Source organism: Nonomuraea sp. NPDC052129 (genome assembly GCF_040680095.1).
Lineage (GTDB): Bacteria > Actinomycetota > Actinomycetes > Streptosporangiales > Streptosporangiaceae > Nonomuraea.
Map to the genome: position 1 here is coordinate 14303 of NZ_JBFAVX010000018.1, position 18088 is coordinate 32390.

17 protein-coding genes are annotated in these 18088 nt (G+C 70.4%); 6 read left to right on the forward strand and 11 right to left on the reverse strand.

The features are described 5' to 3' along the window. Positions 1-83: 83 nt before the first annotated feature. A complete protein-coding gene (locus AB0L53_RS33075) occupies positions 84-470 on the reverse strand; it encodes a hypothetical protein (protein WP_364002280.1) in 387 nt (128 codons plus the stop codon). 66 nt (positions 471-536) lie between these two features. Further along, on the reverse strand, positions 537-1979 hold the full coding sequence (locus tag AB0L53_RS33080) for an MFS transporter (protein ID WP_364002283.1): 1443 nt from the start codon (positions 1977-1979) through the stop codon (positions 537-539). Positions 1980-2115: 136 nt separating this feature from the next. Between AB0L53_RS33080 and AB0L53_RS33085 the strand changes: the two genes are divergently transcribed. Together AB0L53_RS33085 and AB0L53_RS33090 are read left to right on the forward strand one after the other, a co-directional pair. Then, positions 2116-3282, forward strand: coding sequence for an Lrp/AsnC family transcriptional regulator (locus tag AB0L53_RS33085; protein WP_364002759.1), 1167 nt, complete (start codon positions 2116-2118; stop codon positions 3280-3282). A 61-nt stretch (positions 3283-3343) separates the two neighbouring features. Next, the gene (locus tag AB0L53_RS33090) at positions 3344-5710 is read left to right on the forward strand and encodes a protein kinase (RefSeq protein ID WP_364002286.1); all 2367 of its coding nucleotides are present in this window, start codon (positions 3344-3346) and stop codon (positions 5708-5710) included. Positions 5711-5879: 169 nt separating this feature from the next. Here AB0L53_RS33090 and AB0L53_RS33095 read toward each other — a convergent pair whose 3' ends face one another. The 4 genes from AB0L53_RS33095 to AB0L53_RS33110 form a co-directional block, all read right to left on the reverse strand. Then, positions 5880-6794 carry a pirin family protein gene (locus tag AB0L53_RS33095; protein ID WP_364002289.1) on the reverse strand — a complete coding sequence of 305 codons (915 nt, stop codon included), beginning with the start codon at positions 6792-6794 and terminating at the stop codon, positions 5880-5882. A 25-nt stretch (positions 6795-6819) separates the two neighbouring features. Further along, positions 6820-8079 carry an MFS transporter gene (locus AB0L53_RS33100; RefSeq protein WP_364002290.1) on the reverse strand — a complete coding sequence of 420 codons (1260 nt, stop codon included), beginning with the start codon at positions 8077-8079 and terminating at the stop codon, positions 6820-6822. Beyond that, on the reverse strand, positions 8061-9182 hold the full coding sequence (locus tag AB0L53_RS33105) for an MBL fold metallo-hydrolase (RefSeq protein ID WP_364002291.1): 1122 nt from the start codon (positions 9180-9182) through the stop codon (positions 8061-8063). Before AB0L53_RS33105 ends, AB0L53_RS33100 begins: the two co-directional genes overlap by 19 nt. 90 nt (positions 9183-9272) lie before the next feature. Continuing rightward, positions 9273-10061 carry an SDR family oxidoreductase gene (locus AB0L53_RS33110; RefSeq protein WP_364002293.1) on the reverse strand — a complete coding sequence of 263 codons (789 nt, stop codon included), beginning with the start codon at positions 10059-10061 and terminating at the stop codon, positions 9273-9275. A 95-nt stretch (positions 10062-10156) separates the two neighbouring features. Here AB0L53_RS33110 and AB0L53_RS33115 point away from each other — a divergent pair, with 95 nt between their 5' ends. Further along, on the forward strand, positions 10157-10735 hold the full coding sequence (locus AB0L53_RS33115) for a helix-turn-helix domain-containing protein (protein ID WP_364002296.1): 579 nt from the start codon (positions 10157-10159) through the stop codon (positions 10733-10735). A 233-nt stretch (positions 10736-10968) separates the two neighbouring features. Here the strand turns inward: AB0L53_RS33115 and AB0L53_RS33120 are convergent, their stop codons facing one another. The 4 genes from AB0L53_RS33120 to AB0L53_RS33135 all read right to left on the reverse strand — a co-directional run bounded on the left by AB0L53_RS33120 (position 10969) and on the right by AB0L53_RS33135 (position 15183). Beyond that, positions 10969-12180 (reverse strand): cytochrome P450, encoded by a 1212-nt coding sequence (locus AB0L53_RS33120; RefSeq protein ID WP_364002299.1) that lies wholly within the window; start codon positions 12178-12180, stop codon positions 10969-10971. Between the two features lie 242 nt (positions 12181-12422). Beyond that, positions 12423-13787, reverse strand: coding sequence for an FAD-dependent oxidoreductase (locus AB0L53_RS33125; RefSeq protein ID WP_364002302.1), 1365 nt, complete (start codon positions 13785-13787; stop codon positions 12423-12425). 41 nt (positions 13788-13828) lie between these two features. Next, positions 13829-14260 (reverse strand): type II toxin-antitoxin system PemK/MazF family toxin, encoded by a 432-nt coding sequence (locus tag AB0L53_RS33130; protein ID WP_358542730.1) that lies wholly within the window; start codon positions 14258-14260, stop codon positions 13829-13831. A gap of 80 nt (positions 14261-14340) precedes the next feature. After that, positions 14341-15183, reverse strand: a complete 843-nt coding sequence (locus AB0L53_RS33135; RefSeq protein ID WP_364002305.1) for an AraC family transcriptional regulator — start codon at positions 15181-15183, stop codon at positions 14341-14343. A 107-nt stretch (positions 15184-15290) separates the two neighbouring features. Between AB0L53_RS33135 and AB0L53_RS33140 the strand changes: the two genes are divergently transcribed. Then, positions 15291-15650 (forward strand): VOC family protein, encoded by a 360-nt coding sequence (locus tag AB0L53_RS33140; protein WP_358542734.1) that lies wholly within the window; start codon positions 15291-15293, stop codon positions 15648-15650. Positions 15651-15654: 4 nt separating this feature from the next. Then, a complete protein-coding gene (locus AB0L53_RS33145) occupies positions 15655-16071 on the forward strand; it encodes an SRPBCC family protein (protein ID WP_364002308.1) in 417 nt (138 codons plus the stop codon). Here AB0L53_RS33145 and AB0L53_RS33150 read toward each other — a convergent pair. Beyond that, positions 15969-17093, reverse strand: coding sequence for an epoxide hydrolase family protein (locus AB0L53_RS33150; protein WP_364002311.1), 1125 nt, complete (start codon positions 17091-17093; stop codon positions 15969-15971). The two genes, AB0L53_RS33145 and AB0L53_RS33150, sit on opposite strands and share 103 nt — an antisense overlap. A 51-nt stretch (positions 17094-17144) precedes the next feature. Between AB0L53_RS33150 and AB0L53_RS33155 the strand changes: the two genes are divergently transcribed. Further along, positions 17145-18083, forward strand: coding sequence for a YafY family protein (locus AB0L53_RS33155; RefSeq protein WP_364002314.1), 939 nt, complete (start codon positions 17145-17147; stop codon positions 18081-18083). The last annotated feature ends 5 nt before the right edge of the window (positions 18084-18088 follow it).

Consider the following 18088-nt stretch of genomic DNA (forward strand, 5'->3'; position numbering starts at 1 on the left):
AAAGGACCCCAGCCGCCACGGACCGTCACGGGCATCGGGACGGTCGTGTGGCGAACTGCTCGGGAGCCATCGTGGTCGCCGCACTAGTTGTGCTGGGGCTCTTCGGCGGGGAGGGGGATGCCGAAGTGGGCGAACAGCGTCTCGAACATCCGAGTGTGCTTGGCCAGGGTCTGACCGTGCTCGGCCAGCGTCTGGGTGTGCCCGGCCAGTATCTGGGTGTGCCCGGCTAGCGTCTCACTGTGCCCGCCCACCACCGTGGCGAGCTCGTTGAACGTTTCGTCGAGCTTGTCGAACTTCTCGTCCAGCGCGTCGATTTTCTGCGTGTGCGTACGCTGGACCTTCAGGATCTCGTCCTGAGTCAGAAGGATCTTGGAGACCTCTGAGCCGATGACCTGGATGTCTTCTCGCTGGTTGTCCGTGCGCTCTTCGAGGCGCGTCACCCGGATCTCCAGCTCCTGGAGGGTTGTCATGCCGAGAATCCTAGCGGTGATCAGTACATCACACTGCGTCACAAGTCGAGATCGAGGAGGGCATCTTTACTCCCGGGATGAAGATCCTGTAACCGCGGCTCGGCCCCCCGTCATTAGCGCAGCGGAGAGGAAGCTCGCCACGAGCATGCCGCCCGCGACGCAGCAGGTCACCTGGATCGCGCCGCCAGGCGAGCCGGCCGTGGAGCCGTTGAGGTAGACGCTGCCCAGGACGGCGACGCCGAGCGTGGCGCCGAGTTGCTGGACGGCGTTGAGCAGGCCGGCGGCTGAGCCGATCTCTTGAGGCTTGAGCGGTTCCAGCGCGGCGGTGAAGAACGACGGGGTGAACACCCCGACGCCGAGGCCCGCGACTCCCAGGGCGCCGAGCAACGGCGTGGGATAGGCCATGGGGGAGGCCGTGTGGTAGACGACGATGGCGGCCACTATGCCCACCCCCAGCGTGGCGAGTCCGGCGAACATCACCCGCCGCCCGTAGCGAGGAACCAGATACGCGCCCGCGACCCACGACGACACCGCCAGGCATACCGACCAAGGCGTCATGGTCAGGCCCGCGGTGCGCGCGTCAGCGCCCACTCCCAGCTGCAGGTGCAGGACCACGACGAACATCAGCCCGGTCGTCACCGCGAAGAACAGGGCCGACGTCACCAGCGCGGCAGGGAAGGCGCGGTGCGCGAACAGGCTGGTCTCCACCAGCGAACTGCGGCCGAGCCCGGCCCTCCGTCGCTGCTGCAGGCCGAAGCCGAAGACGGTCGCCAGGCCGATGCCGATGGCCACCCAGTTCCCCGTCGACATGTGCGCCGTCCCACTCCCGATCAGGGGGTAGACGATCAGAGTCGTGCCGAGCATCGCCAGCGTGGTGCCCGTGGGGTCGAGACTCGGTCGCCGCGGCGCGTGGTCCTCGATCAGCGTCGGCGCGACGGCCAGCACGGCGACGCAGAGCGGGACGTTGACCAGGAACGCCGAGCGCCATGACGAGCCGAACAGGTCGGCCTGGGTCAGCACGCCACCGAGAATGGGCCCGCAGACAGCGGCCAGCCCCATGACGGGACCGATGCTGCCTAAGGCCTTGGACATCTCCTCGCCGTCGAACATGGCGCGGATCAGGCCGATGGTCTGCGGAATGATCGCCGCGGCCGCGGCGCCTTGCACGGCGCGGAAGCAGATCAGCGCGCCGACCGAGTCCGCCAGGGCGCAGGCCAGCGACGCGGCCAGGAACCCCGCGACACCGATCCGAAAGACCAGCCGCCGACCGGCGATGTCACCCAGCCGGCCCCCGGCGATCAGAAGCAGGGCGAAAGGCAAGGTGTACGCCGTGCTGAACCACTGCATGTCCGACGCCGACCCGCCCAGGTCGACCCGGATCGCCGGTGTGGCGACCTGCACGATCGTCGAGTCCAGCAGATTCATGGCCTCGGCCAGCAGCAACGCCGCCAGCGCCACCCACCGCCACCGGTAAGCCCCCCTCGGGGGCGATGACACATGTACCGACATCCCACGTTCCTCTCCAACTCCGCTAACCCACGCCGTCGACGGGCGGGGTCCCAGCGTGAAAGAGGCCGGGTCGGTTGTTCCATCCAGAGCGTATAGTTGGCGACTATCTTCCAAAACTGACGGATCTGTGAGGGAAATGCTCACGCTCGACGATGTGGACCGAGGGCTGATCCACGCCCTGAGCATTGACGGGCGAGCACCCTTCGGCCGTATCGCCGAGGTGATCGGCACCTCGGCGCAGACCGTGGCTCGCCGCTATCGGCGACTGCGCGCCGAGGCCGCGTTGCGCGTGGTCGGGCTCCCGAACCCGGACCGGGCAGGCCAGACCCAGTGGATGATCCGGCTCACCGCCACCCCGTCCACCGTGCGAGATCTTTCGCATTCGCTGGCCCGGCGAGCCGACACCTCGTGGGTCAAATTGGCCTCCGGAGGTACGGAGATCTTCGCCGTCATCCACGCGCCGAGCGGTGCGCAGGCCGTACCGTCGCTGCTGCTGCACGACATCCCCCGAAGGGCCGGCATCACCGCGGTCTCCGCCCACTGCCTGCTGCACACCTACCTGGGCGGGCCGACCGGGTGGCGAGGCCGCCTCGAGACCCTCACCGAACAGCAGCAACAGCGGCTCGCACAGGCCCGCGACACTGATTCGCCAGCCCGCCGGCCATCACCGACCCATCAATCGGCCCACCCGCCATCGTCGACCCATCAGTCGGCCCGCCAGTCATCTCCGACTGATCGGCAGACTGATCAGTCGACCGGTCGGCTGGCCGGTCAGCTGACCAGTCGGTCGGCCGATCAGCCGACCGATCAGTCGGACGGTCGGCCGCCGCTGGCGGGTGTCGATCACGACCTGATCGACGCTCTGCGTCACGACGGCCGGGCCACGTACGCAGACCTCGCCGCGGCCACCGGACTGTCCCAAGCCACCATCGCCCGCCGTCTGGCCGAACTGCGCACCAACGAGGCGATCTTCTTCGATGTCGAGGTCGCCCCCGCCGTTCTCGGGGCCACCACCCAAGCCCTGCTCTGGATGTCCGTTCAGCCAGGACACCTCGACCGCGTCGCGACCACCCTGGCCGGTCACCGTGAACTCGCCCTGGTGGCCGCCACCACCGGCCGGACCAATCTGCTGGCCAACGCGCTCTGCCGCAGCCCTGCCGATCTGCACGATTACCTCACCCATCGGCTGGGTGGCCTCGACGCCATTCACACACTCGAAACGGCCCCCGTACTGCACACCGTCAAGGCCGCGGGCCCGCTGGTCCCGATGGGTATGCGCGCCCCGTCGTCCATGCTGTACTGACACGAAATTTCCGGACAGGGCAAGTTAAGTCATTCGCAAGAAGCACGCCCATAATTTGGTCATGCCGTCGATGAGTGAGCTGAGAGCAGGAGATCCCGCCGGTCTCGGAGGTTATGAGATCCGCGGACGGCTGGGAGAAGGCGGACAAGGCGTCGTTTATCTGGGCGTCGACGAGCAGGGCGACCAGGCCGCCATCAAGTGGTTACGGCCGAACCTGGCGGGCGACGAGGTCGCGGCCGAGCGGTTCGCGCGGGAGGCGGCCGTGGCGCAGCGGGTGGCGCCGTTCTGCACCGCGAAGGTACTGGCGACCGGGGTGCACGAGGAGCGGCCGTTCATCGTCAGCGAGTACGTCGAGGGGCCGCCGCTGCGGCAGGTGGTGACCGAGGAGGGGCCGCGCGCGGACGCCGCCCTGTACCGGCTGGCCATCGGGAGCGTCACCGCGCTGGCCGCCATCCACCAGGCGGGCATCGTGCACCGCGACTTCAGCCCGAACAACGTGCTGCTCGCCGGCGAAGGTCCCCGGGTGATCGACTTCGGCATCGCCAAGGCGCTCGACGCCACCTCCACGATCACCTCCACCCCGGTGGGGACGCCCGCGTTCATGGCGCCGGAACAGGTGTTGGGACAGCCGGTGGGACCGGCCGCGGACATGTTCGCGTGGGGGAGCACCATCGTGTTCGCCGCTACGGGCACCGGGCCGTTCGAGGCGGAGTCGGTGCCGGAGATCGTCGATCAGGTGCTGTACAACGAGCCCGATCTGTCCTCGCTGACCGGGCCATTGCGCGAACTCGTGGCCGCCTGCCTGTCGAAGGACCCCGTCCGGCGGCCCACCGCCGAACAGGTGATCATGCGGCTGCTGGAGCATCCCACGTCGAACCCCGCGGAGCTGGAGCAGGCGGCCGCCCTGGTCAGCGGCTCCCCATCCCATCCCTCGGTTCCGCCTCAGCCCTCGTCCAGCCCGACGGCTCCGCCTCCACTCCAATCCCAGCCGCCGTCCCAGCCGGGGTCGGGGCTCCCTATGCAGCCCCCATATGGACAGCCCTCATACGGTCAGCCTCCGTACGCGCAGTCGGGGCCATACCCCCAAGGGCCGTACTCCCGGGCTCCGTACGGGCAGTCGGGGTCATACTCCGAGGGACCGCAACCGCAGTCGGCGCACCCGTACGGGCCACCACCCCAAGGTCCGATCCCACCGGGACCGCCGCTACAAGGACCGCCACCACAGGGCCCGCAAGTACAAGGACCGCAAGCACAGTCGGGGCCGCACCAGCAGTCGCAGTGGGTCCCTCCGACCACGCAGGGGCAGTCCCCGCAGTACGGCTCCGGCCCGCAGGTGCCGCCGCCTCGATCGGGCGGGAAGAAGAGCTACGTGGTGGCGGCGATCGCCGCGGCTCTGGCCATCGTCGCGACCGTCGTCGTGGTGGCCATCGCGCTGACCAACCTGCCTGCCCCGCCGACCCCGACCTCCTCCCCGAGCGCCGAAGGCACGGCCACATCCGCGGCCCCGGCGGTCGTTCCCACGGCGAACCTGGTCACCTCGACGCTCCCCGGCACCGACGCGGTCATCTACGAGAATCCGGGCGACGCCGTCAGACTCACCACCTACATGGTCCGCGACGCCAAGACTCAGAACTGGATCTACTACGCCCGGGACTCCCTGACCGGACCGTTCACGAAATATCCGGATATGTGGGAGAGCATGCTGTCGCCCAACGGCCGCTATCTGGCCCAGCGCGGCAAGAACTTCGTCGACGGCTACGACAGCGTCAAGATCACCGACAAGGTGTCGGGTGAGGCGTTCACGGTCAAGACCTCGCGCCAGCCGCTCAGCGCGTACGTGCAGGGCTGGTCGCGTGACAGCGGCCGCCTGCTGTTCAACGTCGGTAACCCGGTGAAGGGCGTCTGGCAGTCGACCGGGTTCGCGATCGTGACCGTCGCCACCAGGCAGGCCACGGTCGCCTCGCTCAGGGAGGGCTCGCTGCACGGCATCCGTTACGGTTTCGACCAGGCCGACATGGGCGTGGTGGCCCTGTCGAACGACGCCAAGCAGCAGGCCCTGCGCTTCTTCGACGCGAACGGGCTGCGGCTGCGCCGGATTCCGAACGTGGGACCGGGCATCGCCGATTCGCTGTTCTCGCCGTCGGGCAAGCAGTTCGTCACCAACTGCCCCGGTCTGGGCAACGGCAACAACTGCGTCTACGACACCCAGACCGGTGCCGAGCTGAAGCGCTTCGAGTCGCCCTGTACCGGCCTGGCCACCTGGTACGACGACAGCCACTTGGTCTGCTGGGTCAGGCCCGACGCGAGTGCGGAGAAGCAGCAGGTGCAGGTGGTCGATTTCGCGGGCACCGCGGTGCGCCTGCTGGCCGAGATGCCGACGAACGGCACGAACATGGACGTGATCTACACCTTCCCACACCGGAACTAGCCCTGTTTCCGCACGTCACCGGACCTGGCCCTGTTTTCTGTACGCCACCGGCACTGGTCCTGTTGTCCGCACGTCACTGTCCCCGGGCAGCATCGATGACATTGAGTGCTGGATCAGCCATAGCAGCTGACCTGCGGCAAGGCGGGCGGTATGTGCGGGAAACGGAAAACTAGCGGACGCGGCCCCTGGGCCGCAGCCGGGTGCCCGGCAGGACGGGCGCGGGGAGCGGGCCGCCGTCGAACCCTTCGACGGCGCCGAACCCCTCGCCCTCCATCCACTCCTTGCGGAACGCGACGATCTCGTCGTGGTCGCGGCCGACGAAGTTCCACCACATCACGATCTCCTCGGCGAACGGCTCGCCGCCGATCAGCAGTACCCGCCCGCGCCCGCTCAACCGCAACAGGCTGCGGCCCGGCGGCAGGTAGAGCAGCGGTCCCGCCTCCAGCGGCTCGACCTTCCCGTCGAGCAGCAGCAGCCCGTGCTCGAAGCCGGGGTCGAGCGGCACCTCGGCGCTCCCTTCGACGGCCACCTCGGCGCCCACCAAAGGGCTGTAGGTGGTCGCGGGCGAGGTCACGCCGCCGAGCGACCCCATGATCACCGTGGCGTCGAACCCGGGGCCGGACCGCACGGGCAGTGACGCGTGGTGTTCGAACCCGGGCCCGGTCCGCCGGTCCGCGCCGGGCAGCGCGACCCACAGTTGAACGCCGTGCAGCAGCGTCTCGGGCGACTCCTCCGAGTGGGAGATGCCGTGCCCGGCGGTCATCAGGTTCAGCTGGCCGGGGCGTACCTCCTGGAGACTGCCGACGCTGTCGCGGTGCAGCACCTCGCCGGCGAGCAGCCAGCTCACGGTCTGCAGGCCGGTGTGCGGATGCGGAGGCACCCGCATCACCGCCACCTCGGGGCCGTAGGCGTCCACGAAGCACCACGCGCCGATCATGCGGCGGTGCGCGTTGGGCAGTGTCCTGCTCACCGACATGCCGCGCGGACCGCCCAGCGGCACCGCGCGCCCGGCGAGCACCTCGGTCTCGCCGCCGCTCTCGGCGCCGCAGCGGATCTCGTTGGGGTCCTGCTCCAGGTTGCTCACGTTATGAACTGTACGACGGCATGGATCAGCTCTCGGCGGGGGCAGGAGCGGAGGCGCGGCGGCGGACCAGAAGCGACTGCGCGATGCCCACCACGACCACCGCGAGCGGGAAGACGGTGCCGACCAGCAGCCCGGCACGGAGTCCGGAGCCATCGCCGAGCAAGCCGCCCTGGGGGACGAGCAGACCGCCTTGGGCGACGGCGCCCGCCAGCCACGGACCCGCCGCCGCCCCCGCGTCGCCGAACATCGCCAGGACCCCGAACATCGCGGTCCCGCCCAACGGGAAGCGGGCGGCTGTCAGGCTGAACGTCCCCGGCCACATCAGGCTGACCGCCAGCCCGCACATCGCACACCCGACCAGGCTGAGCACCGGGTCCCGGGCCAGGGCGGCGGCGAGGTAGCAGGCGGTGGCCAGCGCACCGCAGGCGATCACGGCGGGCAGCAGGGGGATCCGGCTGCCCCAGAGACCGTAGGCGATCCGGCCGAGCCCCATGAGCACCGCGAACAGGCACGGTCCCGCGAGGTCCCCCCACACCTTGGCCACGCCCAGCCCCTGCTCGGCGAAGAGCGAGGACCACTGCGACATGGTCAGCTCGGCCGCGCCCGCGCAGAGCATGAGCAGCAGCGCAGCCGCGAAGAACGGGGTCCGCAGCAGCGCCCCGAGCCCGGTCCGATGCTCCTCGGGCACCGTCGCGGGCAGCGGGACCCGCAGGAAGAGCACGAGCCCGGCCAGTGGTACGAGTGCCCACAGCAGCGGCAGCGCCTGCCAGGCCGCGTCGCCGATCCAGGCCAGCACCAGCGTCGTGCCCAGCACGACGGCGACCTGGCCCCAGCAGTAGAAGGAGTGCAACAGGCTCATCCTGGCGGCCCGGTGCTCAGCCGGTGCGGGCAGGGCGTCCACCACCGGGCTGACCAGGACCTCCAGCAGCCCGCCGCCGATCCCGTAGACCACCACCGCCACGGCCAGCCCTGTGTACGGCGATGGCAGCGCCGACGGAGCGACCGCCAGCAGCACCAGCCCGGCCACGCTGAACACGTGCGCCAGTGCCAAGGGCACCCGGTAGCCCGTCCGGTCCACCACCTTGACCGCGATCAGGTCGGTGACGAGCTGGGTGGCGAAGTTGAGCAGGACCAGGCGGCCCAGCATCTCGTACGGCACCTGATAGCGCGTCTGGAAGACGATGAACAGCAATGGCGCCAGGTTGTTGACGATGGCCTGGGTGACATATCCGGCGTAGCAGGCCCGCCGGGTGTGGTCGAAGGTGGTCAGCCCAGGGTCTCCCACCAGCCGTCGACGGCCGGAGCGCCGTCGGTGTCGACGGCCTCACCGGGGCGCGGCACCACGATCTCGACGTCGCGGGCCTTCGCCTCGCGCCACAGCCGCTCCACCGGCTCCGCCCATGGGTGCAGCGCCAACGTGAACGTCGCCCAGTGCACCGGCAACAGCAGCCTGCCGCCCAGGTCGAGGTGGGCGTTGATCGCCTCTTCCGGGTTCATGTGGATGTCGGGCCAGGAGGGGCTGTAGGCGCCGATCGGCATGAGCGTCAGGTCGAACGGGCCGTGCGCCGACCCGATGCCCCGGTAGCCCTCGAAGTAGCCGGAGTCGCCCGCGTAGAAGACCCGCTTGCTCTCTCCGGCCACCACCCAGGAGCCCCACAGCGTGTCGTTGCGAGTGAGCACGCGGCCGGAGAAATGGCGGGCGGCCGTCGCGATGAAGCGCAGCCCGGCCACCTCGGCCTCCTCGTCCCAGTCGAGCTCGATGATCCGGTAGGCGGGCACGCCCCATCGCTCCAGGTGGGCGCCGATGCCCAGCGGGACCAGGAACGGCGCCTTCTGCGTCGCGGTGAGCGTGCGCACGGTTCCCATGTCGAGGTGGTCGTAGTGGTCGTGTGAGATCGCGATCGCGTCGACCTGCGGCAACCGGTTCAGCGGGATGGGCACCGGGTGGTGCCGCTTCGGCCCGACAAGCTGCGACGGCGACGGCCTCCTGCTCCACACCGGATCGAACAGCACCCGACGCCCCTCGATCTCCACCAGCGTGGAGGCGTGGCCGTACCAGATCGCTCTCAGCCCGGTCGGCGACGGGTCGCCGGTCGGCGGGACGCGCAGCGGAACGGGGCCGGACGGGCGGCGCAGGTCTCTGTCCTTGGACATCTCGCGCAGCAGACCCGGGGGTGGCGCGGACAGCATGGTGGTGGATTCCGGCATCGGGTTGTAGAAGGCGCCGTCCTTGAACTGCGGTGAGCGCCGCACCCTGGCCGCCCGGTCCGGTCCCGAGGTCAAAGGCCGCACGCCCAGCTCGGCGGGTACGTCACGCAGGGCCCAGCCCGCCGCGGCCAAGGCCGCCCCGCCTACGAGAATCCGTCGTATCGTCCGCAGTCTCGCCATCGCTCACACTCCCCTGAAAGTCGGTCCACACCACTCAACTGATCGCGATATCCCCGATGTTCCCGATTTCGACGATATATCGCGATAGATTCAGACCGTCTTGATCGCGCCGCCGTCGATGACGTAGTCGGCGCCGTTGACGCTCGCGGCGTGTGGCGAGGCCAGATAGGTCACCAGGGCGGCGACCTCCTCGGGAGCGACGAACCTACCCGTCGTCATCCCCGTGCTCGACGGCAGCCCCGCCAGGAGCTGATCGTGCTCCAGGCCCATCTTGGCGGCGAGCGCCGCGCCGTAACCGTTGGGGTCCTCCCACATCGACGTGCGGCTGGCACCGGGGGAGACGGTGTTGACCCGCACCCCCTGCGGCCCGAACTCCTCGGCCAGCGCCTTGCCGAACGCGGTCAGCGCGGCCTTGGCCGTGGTGTAAGTGATCGGGCCGGCGTGCGGCATGCGGGCGCCGTTGGAGGAGATGTTGAGCACGGTCCCGCCCCGGCGCAGCAGGCTGGGCAGGGCGGCCCTGGTGGCGCGGACGGCGCTGAGGAAGTTGAGATCGTGGGCCTGGCGCCAGTGCTCCTCGGTGAACCCCAGGAACCCGTCCAGCTGCCCCTCGCCGCCGTCGCCGCCGCCCACGTTGTTGACCAGCAGATCGAGCTCGCCCAGCTCGGCCAGGGCGGTGCCGATCAGCTCGGCCGGGCCTTCGGCGCTGGACAGGTCGACCGCGATCGCCGTCGCGCCGGTCTCCTTCAGTTCGGGCGAGATCGTCCGCGAGCCGGCCACGACCCGCATCCCCTCCGCTCGCAGCGCGGCGACGATGGCGAGACCGAGGCCCCTGCTGGCGCCGGTGACGACGGCGGTCTTGCCGGTGAGTCGCATGTCCATGGTGACGCGTTTCCTCCATAAGTGCATCGCTGATGATGCCAAGAACGTAGCACTTGCAACATTGGTGTTGCAACTCTGGAGTGTATGGTTGCACTGTGGAAGCGATTCAGCAGGGGCGCGCGCTGCGTTCCGACGCCGAACGGACCGTACGCACGATCCTGGAAGCGGCCGAGCGGGTGCTCAGCAAGAATCCGTCGGCCAGCATGGAGCAGATCGCCGAGGCGGCCGGGGTCGCCCGGACGACCGTGCACCGGCGCTTCGCGTCCCGCGATGCCCTGGTCAGCGCGATGGAGGGGTGGGCCACGCGGCAGTTCGCGGCGGCGGTCGAGTCCGCCAATCCCGAGACCACGCCGCCGCTGGTCGCGCTCTACCAGGTCACGGCCAGCGTGTTGCGGGTGAAGATCGATTGGGGGTTCGCGATGAGCCGCGCGTCGTCGGACCCCGAGGTGGCCCGCGTGCACTCAGAGGTCGAGGACAGGTGCGACCAGCTGTTCCGCAAGGCGCAGGCCACTGGCCTGCTGCGGGCCGACGTGGATCCGGAGTGGGCCAGACGCGTCTACTACGCGCTGATCCACGAGGCCGCGCAGAGCCAGGGCGACGACGCCGACACCCTGGCCACGCTCCTGGTCGACACCCTGCTACGGGGTGTCGGCACCGACCGGGGCCTGGGATAGTCGTCCCGCAACGCGTCGGCACCGACCGGGGCCCGGGATAGTGGTCCCGCAACGCGTCGGCGCCGACCGGGGCCCGGTCGACACCTTGCCATGCGGTGTGGGCACTGACCGGGCCCGGGCTGAGAACTGGGTCGGCAGATGGCACCTGGCAGATGCTGCTGACCGCGATCCAGACCGAGCCGCCCGGCTGCTCTCACCGAGGCGGCGCCGGCGATGCGGTCGCATGTTCGGGTTCAGCTTGCTTTGACCAGCAGTCGGCGTGGCCAGTAGACGAACCCGTCGCTCCACACCACGGCCGACGGGTCCTCCTGCGCGTGCAGTCCTGGCAGGCGCGTCACCAGAGCGTGGAACGCCTCCTGCAGTTCCATTCTCGCCAGGTTCGCGCCTAAGCAGTAGTGAGGGCCATGGCCGAATGCCAGGTGCGGAGTGGACTGGGCATCGGTGAACCTCTTCACGTCGAACCGCAGCGGGTCCTGGAACACCGACGGGTCGTGGTCGGCGGCCCAAAGGTTGGGCAGCACAACCGTGCCGGCCGGGATGGTCCCGCCGGACACCTCGACGTCATCAGTGATCCGCCGGAGCATGCCGTTGGAGCCAGGTCCTTCGTGACGCAGGATCTCCTCCACCGCAGGCTCGACCAGTTCGGGATGGGCCGCGAGTTCGGCGTACTGGTCGGCGTGGCAGAGCAGGCGGAAGCTGCCCCGGACGATCATTGAGGCGGTCGTCTCGTGCCCGGCCATGATCAGCGTGAACACCATGTTGGTCAGCTCGTCCTCGCTGAGCCCATCGCCTTCGTCGCGTGCCGCGATGAGCAAGTCGATCAGGTCCTCGCCGGGCTCGGTCCGGTGCTGCTCGATCAGCTCCCGCGCATAGGCCGTGAACGCGGCGAATCCCTGGGCCCGAGCGTCGGCGCTCGCGTCCGAGGCGGACAGAAACATCTCCGTCCAGCCGCGGACCTGCTCGAAGCGGTCCATCGGCACGCCGAGCAGCTCGCAGATCACCCGAGCGGGCAGCGGCAGCGCGAAGTCCGCGACCATATCGAACTTATCACCGGCCGCGTCGATCAACTCGCCGGCGATGGCCGCCACGCGGGGCCGCCAGCGTTCGATGTGCCTGGGCGTGAACGTGCCGTGCATGATGCGCCGGTATCGGGTGTGCTCCGGCGGATCCTGGTTCATCAGCGCCGCCGGGTCGTTGTCCAGGAACGTGCCGCTGACCATTCTGGGCAGGCCGGGCTCGCGCAGGTTACGACTGCTGGCCGGCGAGGTGAGCACGCCGCGGACATCCGCGTACCGGACGATCATGGGCACCCGGTCGCCGCTCGGCAGCGTGGCCGCCTCCATCGGCGCCTCAGCGTACCGGCGGGTCAGGTCGGGCGACGGGGTGCCGTACGGTCCAGGGGGAAGGTCCGGCCAGGTCGATGTGGTGCTGGACTGTTCTGTCAAAGCCGCCTCCGGGCGATGTCGTCGTCCAACAAGCTCGCCGGGAACGTACGAAACAAGCCGCCGACGGTCAAGACCCCAACCATGCGTGGAAGGGGTGCGTGGAGCGGCTGGCCTGGTCCTTTGGCTCCAAACCTGATCCAAGGAACAGCTCTCAGCCGTCCTGCCCGCCGTCTGGGGGCCGGATGTCGATGGGCGGGCTCAGGCGGGGATGCGCGCGTACGGGCTGATGTCGATGGGCGGGCTCAGGCGGGAATGTGCGCGTACGGGCTGATGTCGATGGGTGGGGGTTCGCCCAGTGCGAGAGCGGCGGCGATCTGGCCGGTGAACGGGCCGGCCGTCAGGCCGTACGCGCCCAGGCCCGTCGCCACCACCACCCGGTCTGTGAGCCGGTCGATGAGTGCCGTGCCCGCCGCGTACACCGGACGCAGGCCCACCCTCGTCTCCACCACCCTCGCGCCGTCCAAGCCCGGCGCCAGTCGCAGGCCCGCCGCCAGCACCTCGTGGATGCCGCCGATGGTGATGTACGGCGAGAACCCGGCGTCCTCCACGGTCGCGCCGACCACCAGTCGCGAGCCGGGGAAGCCCAGCAGGTACGGCCCGCTCCGGGGCAGCACGATCGGCCAGGAGGTGGTGTCCACGCCGTCGAGGGCGGCATGCACGATCTGCCCGCGTCTGGGGGACACCGGGATCTCCACCCCAAGTCCGCGGCACACCTCCCCGCTCCAGGCTCCGGCGGCCACGATCACCACATCCGCCTCCACACGTACCCCGGCCTCCTCGACCGGCGCGAGGACCCTCTCGCTGGGCGTCCCCGCTCGCTCAACCGGTGACCTGAGCCTGTCTCTTGGCGCCCCCGCTCCCTCGGTCGGCGGCCTGGGCCTGTCGCTGGGCGCTCCCGCTCCCTTGCCTGGCGACTTGAGCCTGTTGCTCGGTGCTCCCACCTCCCCAGCCGGGGACTCAAGCCTGCTACCCGGCATCCCCGCCTCCCCGATCCGTGCCTGCGCGCTCGGCTCCGGGCCGGGCGCGCCAGTGGTGGTGCGGCGGAGCGGATCGTCGTCGGGTGCGGTGTGGAGGAGCACGCCGCCGTCGGGGGTGAGAGTCGCGGTGCCCATACGGAGGTCGGCGCCTTGGCGGATGGCGGCGCGGAGGAGGGCGTCACGTACCGCCCGACCGTCCACCCGAGCGGCCCCCGGCACGTGGATCGCGCTCAGACCGTTCCTGAGCGGCGGGAACAGTGCCGACGGAGCCGCCACATCCGTGATGTCCCCCATTTCGGGTGCCTCCGGATGGCGGCACAGCAGGAGGGCGCGTATCGGCTCCAGTTCGACCGGGTCCGTGGCCACCAGCAGGGCTCCCACCCGTGCGTACCCGATGTCCTCGCCCAGCGCCGACACCAGATCCGGGTAGCGGCGAGCCCCCTCGCGCGCCAGCGTGTACCAGGCGTCGTCGTCGGGATGGTCCACCCACGGGCACACGATGCCCGCGCCGGCCTCCGTCGCCCGCCCGCTGAAAGCCCCGTCCACCACCGTCATGGACACTCCGCGCCCGCTCAGGTGCCAGGCCGCGGCCGCTCCGACGATCCCGCTCCCGATCACCGCAACACGCATGTCCCCATGATCGCAGCCAGGAGGACGCCGAACGAAGCGGGTCAGCCGCCGGCGGTCCAGCCGTACGTCTTCATGAGGTGGGCCGCCACGCGGGCGAACCGCGTACCGTCGAGCACCGCGCCCTCACGCCTGATGTCGTCCTCGTCCAGGCCGAACACGCGGTCCAACCGCAGGTAGGACGTCTTGCCGTCGCGCCCCCACACGCCGACCTCCAGCCAGTCGGGGCCGTCGTCGCCCTGGCTGGACAGCATCATGCCCAGCAATCTGCGTCCGGTGCGGCCCACGATCAGCAGTGGCCGGTCCTTGCCGCGCTCCGGGTCCTCCTCGTAGGGCACCCAGGCCCAGACGATCTCGCCGGGGTCGGCCAGTCCGTCGAGGTCGGGGGAGTAGGACAGGGTCGCCGCCTGGCTGAGCGAGTGGATCTCCCGCACCGCACCGCGGGCGGGCCGGGGGTCCTCACCTGAATCACGCACGCGAGGGAGCTTACGCCACCGGGCCGTCGTTGATCGAATCCGGTGCGGCCGCCCGCCAAGGGGACCACGACGTCAACACGTCAACGGTCACGACGCGAGCCCTCCGCCGGTGATCCCGGAGGGGCGAGCAGGCGGCGCAGCGCCGCGGGGGTGCGGCCGGCGTGGCGGCGGACCGTGCGGGTCAGGTGGGCCTGATCGGCGAACCCCAGCTCGGCGGCCAGCAGCGCCAGGTTCGCCGCGCCGCCCTCCAGGTGGTCGAGGGCCCGTCCGACGCGTACCCGGTTGCGGTAGTGGGTCAGGGACACACCGAGCTCCCGGGTGAAGGCCCGGCTCAGCTGGTACGGCGAGACGGCCAGGAACTCCGCCAGCGGCAGGAGCCCATCGGCGGCGGGATGGCCCGCGGCGATGGCCTCCCGCGCACCCTCCACGATCACCTCCGAGCTCGCCGGAGCCCGGCCGCGCCGGGCCGGCGCGGGGGTGAGCTGGTCGAGGGCGGTGGAGAGGAGGGGCAGCAGGGCCTCGGCGAGCTCGAAAGCCGTGTCGCCGGTGCGGGCGGCGGCCAGGAAGCGGCGGTGCGCCAGGTCGAGGCGGGCATCCACATAGATCGTGGAGCGGGAGGGCACCACATTGTCGCCCGCGAGCGAGCGCCACAGGTCCGGCGTCACGCACAGGGAGGTGCACACGTCGCCACCCGCCGGGTGTGCGTAATGCTCCTCCTCGCCAGGAATGCCGAGATAGGCCATCGTCGGATCCACCACGGCGGCCCGCCCGTCGGCCTTGCGGCGGAAGCGGCCGCGGCGCACCAGCACCACCCGGTAGGCGGAGCTCGTTTCGGGCGGCGACCACCTGCGATGATCGTCGTGGCAGGTCACCGCGTCGAGGGTGAACCCGGACCCGGTGCCGAGACGGACTGCTGAACGCACGTGCCGAACCCTACGCTCCGGCTACGACAATCCTGCCGCCGTCGCAGCCAGGCGGCGGTGCAAGGATGTTCAAGACCCGGCCGCCCGCCCCGCCCCACCCTGGACCCATGACAACAACCATCACGGTCTCCACCGTGATCTTCGACTGCCAGGACCCGGCCGCTCTCGCCGACTTCTACGCCAAGGCCACCGGCGGCCGGATCGCCCACAGTGACGATGACTTCGCCACCGTCGAGGGCGGCCCCGTCGGGCTGGCGTTCCAGCGTGTCGCCGGCTACCGCGGCCCCGGCTGGCCCGCCGACGCCAAGCACGTCCACCTCGACCTCCAGGTGACCGACGTCGAGATCGCCGTCAAGGAGCTGGTCGGGCTCGGCGCCGCCGTACCGGAGTTCCAGCCGGGGGGCGCCGACTGGACCGTGCTCACCGACCCTGAGGGCCACCCGTTCTGTGTCGCGGCAGGTGGCTGACCCCATGGCCGCCATTCACAAGGAAGCGGTGCTCGACGTCCCCGCCGAGCGGGTGTGGGCGGTTCTGCGCGAGGCCGGCCGGGTTGATCTGCTCGCTCCCGGGTTCGCGCTCGAGTGCCACATGGAGGGCGATGTCCGGATCGTCACGTTCTTCAACGGAGCCGTCGCCCATGAGCTCATCCTGGACGTCGACGATGAGGCCCGCCGCATCGCCTACGCCATGGTCGACAGCCCGCTCGGGCTGCGGCATCACAACGCGTCCTCGACGGTGGTGGACGAGGGCGACGGCCGTTCGCGGTTCGTCTGGCACGCCGACCTCTACCCTGAGGAGGCGGTGCCCGTCGTCGCCGAGTTCATGGATCGGGGGCTGAGCGCTATGAAGAACGCCTTGATGTCCTCGGCGAGCAGCGTCGGCGCCTGAAGCGCGGCGTAGTGGCCGCCGGCGGGGAACTCCGACCAGCGCACCACGTTGTGCGCGACCTCGGCGTAGCGCCGCACCGAACTGTCACCGGGGAAGACCGCCACGGCGGTCGGCGTCCTGCCCGGCTCGGTGGGTGGCTCCCAGGCTGAGGCGCCCTCACGGTAGAGACGCGCGGAGGAGCCCGCCGTGTCGGTGAGCCAGTAGATCATCACATTGGTCAGGATGTCGTCGCGCGACAAGCCGCCGATGTCCTGACCCCAGGAGGCGTACGCGTCGAGGTTCCAGGCGAGCTGGCCGGTCGGCGAGTCGGCCAGGCCGTAGGCCAGGGTCTGCGGCCTGGTCCCCTGGATCATCGCGTATCCGGAGTAGTGGCGGTGCCAGCGCTCCACCCCCTTGGCCCGCTCCACCTCGGCCGCGCTCAGCCCGGCCTGGTCGTCGTTGACGATCGTCGTGAGCGCGTTCAGGTGCACCCCGACGACGTGGTCCGGGTCGAGCCTGGCCACCTCCGGGGAGATCAGCGAGCCGAAGTCGCCGCCCTGCGTGCCGTACCGCGTATAGCCGAGCCTGCTCATCAGCTCCGCCCAGGCGGCGGCGACGCGCCGCACGCCCCAGCCGGTCTCCGCCGTCGGTCCCGAGAAGGCGAAGCCGGGGATCGACGGGATGACCAGGTGGAAGTCGCGGCTGAGGGGTTCGGCGACGCGCGCGAAGTCGGCGAACGTGCTGGGCCACCCGTGCGTCAGCAGCAGCGGCAGTGCGTCCTCGTGCGGGGAGCGCAGGTGCGCGAAGTGCACGCGCTGTCCGTCGATCACGGTCGTGTACTGGGGAAGGGCGTTCAGCCTGGCCTCGTGTTCACGCCAGGAATAGCCGTCGAGCCAGTAATCGGCCAGCTCGCGTACCGCTGGAAGCGGTACGCCGTAGGACCAGCCCACGCCCTCCAGCGCGTCGGGCCAGCGAGTACGGCGCAGCCGCTCCGCCAGATCGGTCAACTCGGCCTGCGGGACATCGATCACGAATTTCTCCATGTCGCCAAAGCTAGGCGGCATCGCGGCCAGGATCAGGACACAATTGCCCTTGTGTTGGACACCTCCGCCAGGCTGCTCCGCCTGCTGTCCCTGCTGCAGGCGCGGCGCGACTGGCCCAGCGCCGACCTGGCCGAACGGCTCGGCGTCGCGGTCAGGACCGTACGCCGCGACGTCGAGCGGCTGCGCGGTCTCGGGTATCCGGTCCACTCCACGCCGGGTGTCTCCGGCGGTTACCGGCTGGGCGCGGGCGCCGAGCTGCCGCCGCTGCTGCTGGACGACGACGAGGCCGTGGCCGTCGCCGTCGGCCTGCGCACGGCCGCGGGCGGCACGGTGACGGGCATCGAGGAGACCTCCCTGCGCGCCCTGGCCAAGCTGGAGCAGGTGCTGCCCGCCCGGCTGCGGCACCGGGTCAACGCGCTGCAGACCCACACCGTGCCGATCACCACCGACGGTCCGACGGTCGCCGCCGAGGTGCTGACCGCCGTGGCCGCCGCCTGCCGCGACCACGAGCAGCTCCGCTTCGACTACACCGGCCGCGACGGCGTCACCACCGAGCGCAAGGCCGAGCCGCTCACCCTGGTCAACTGGTCGCGCCGCTGGTATCTGGTCGGCTGGGACGTCGACCGGCGGGACTGGCGCACCTACCGCGCCGACCGCCTGCGCCTGCGCACGCCGAACGGTCCCCGCTTCACTCCTCGCGAGCTGCCAGGCGGCGACGTCGCGGCCTGGGTCGAGCGCCGGCTGGGTCACGACATGTGGCCGATCCAGGCGCGCGTCCTGCTGCACGCCCCGGCCGGTGAGGTCGCGGGCCGTACGGCGGGTGTCGTCGAGCCGGTCGGGAAGGACACCTGCGTGCTCACCCTGCGCGGCGACGACCTGCATCTGATCGCCGTGGTCGTGGCCTTTCTCGACCTCGACTTCGAGGTGCTGGAGCCGGTCGAGCTCAAGGAACGGCTGCGCGGGCTCGGGCGGCGACTCACCACCCTCTAGAATCT

Excerpts from the sequence above, each read along its gene's own strand:
- AB0L53_RS33110 (WP_364002293.1), bottom strand. The coding sequence starts at position 10,061 with ATGGACATGCGACTCACCGGCAAGACCGCCGTCGTCACCGGCGCCAGC.
- AB0L53_RS33080 (WP_364002283.1), bottom strand. The coding sequence starts at position 1,979 with ATGTCGGTACATGTGTCATCGCCCCCGAGGGGGGCTTACCGGTGGCGG.
- AB0L53_RS33090 (WP_364002286.1), top strand. The coding sequence starts at position 3,344 with ATGCCGTCGATGAGTGAGCTGAGAGCAGGAGATCCCGCCGGTCTCGGA.
- AB0L53_RS33105 (WP_364002291.1), bottom strand. The coding sequence starts at position 9,182 with ATGGCGAGACTGCGGACGATACGACGGATTCTCGTAGGCGGGGCGGCC.
- AB0L53_RS33085 (WP_364002759.1), top strand. The coding sequence starts at position 2,116 with ATGCTCACGCTCGACGATGTGGACCGAGGGCTGATCCACGCCCTGAGC.
- AB0L53_RS33145 (WP_364002308.1), top strand. The coding sequence starts at position 15,655 with ATGGCCGCCATTCACAAGGAAGCGGTGCTCGACGTCCCCGCCGAGCGG.
- AB0L53_RS33150 (WP_364002311.1), bottom strand. The coding sequence starts at position 17,093 with ATGGAGAAATTCGTGATCGATGTCCCGCAGGCCGAGTTGACCGATCTG.
- AB0L53_RS33075 (WP_364002280.1), bottom strand. The coding sequence starts at position 470 with ATGACAACCCTCCAGGAGCTGGAGATCCGGGTGACGCGCCTCGAAGAG.
- AB0L53_RS33140 (WP_358542734.1), top strand. The coding sequence starts at position 15,291 with ATGACAACAACCATCACGGTCTCCACCGTGATCTTCGACTGCCAGGAC.
- AB0L53_RS33125 (WP_364002302.1), bottom strand. The coding sequence starts at position 13,787 with ATGCGTGTTGCGGTGATCGGGAGCGGGATCGTCGGAGCGGCCGCGGCC.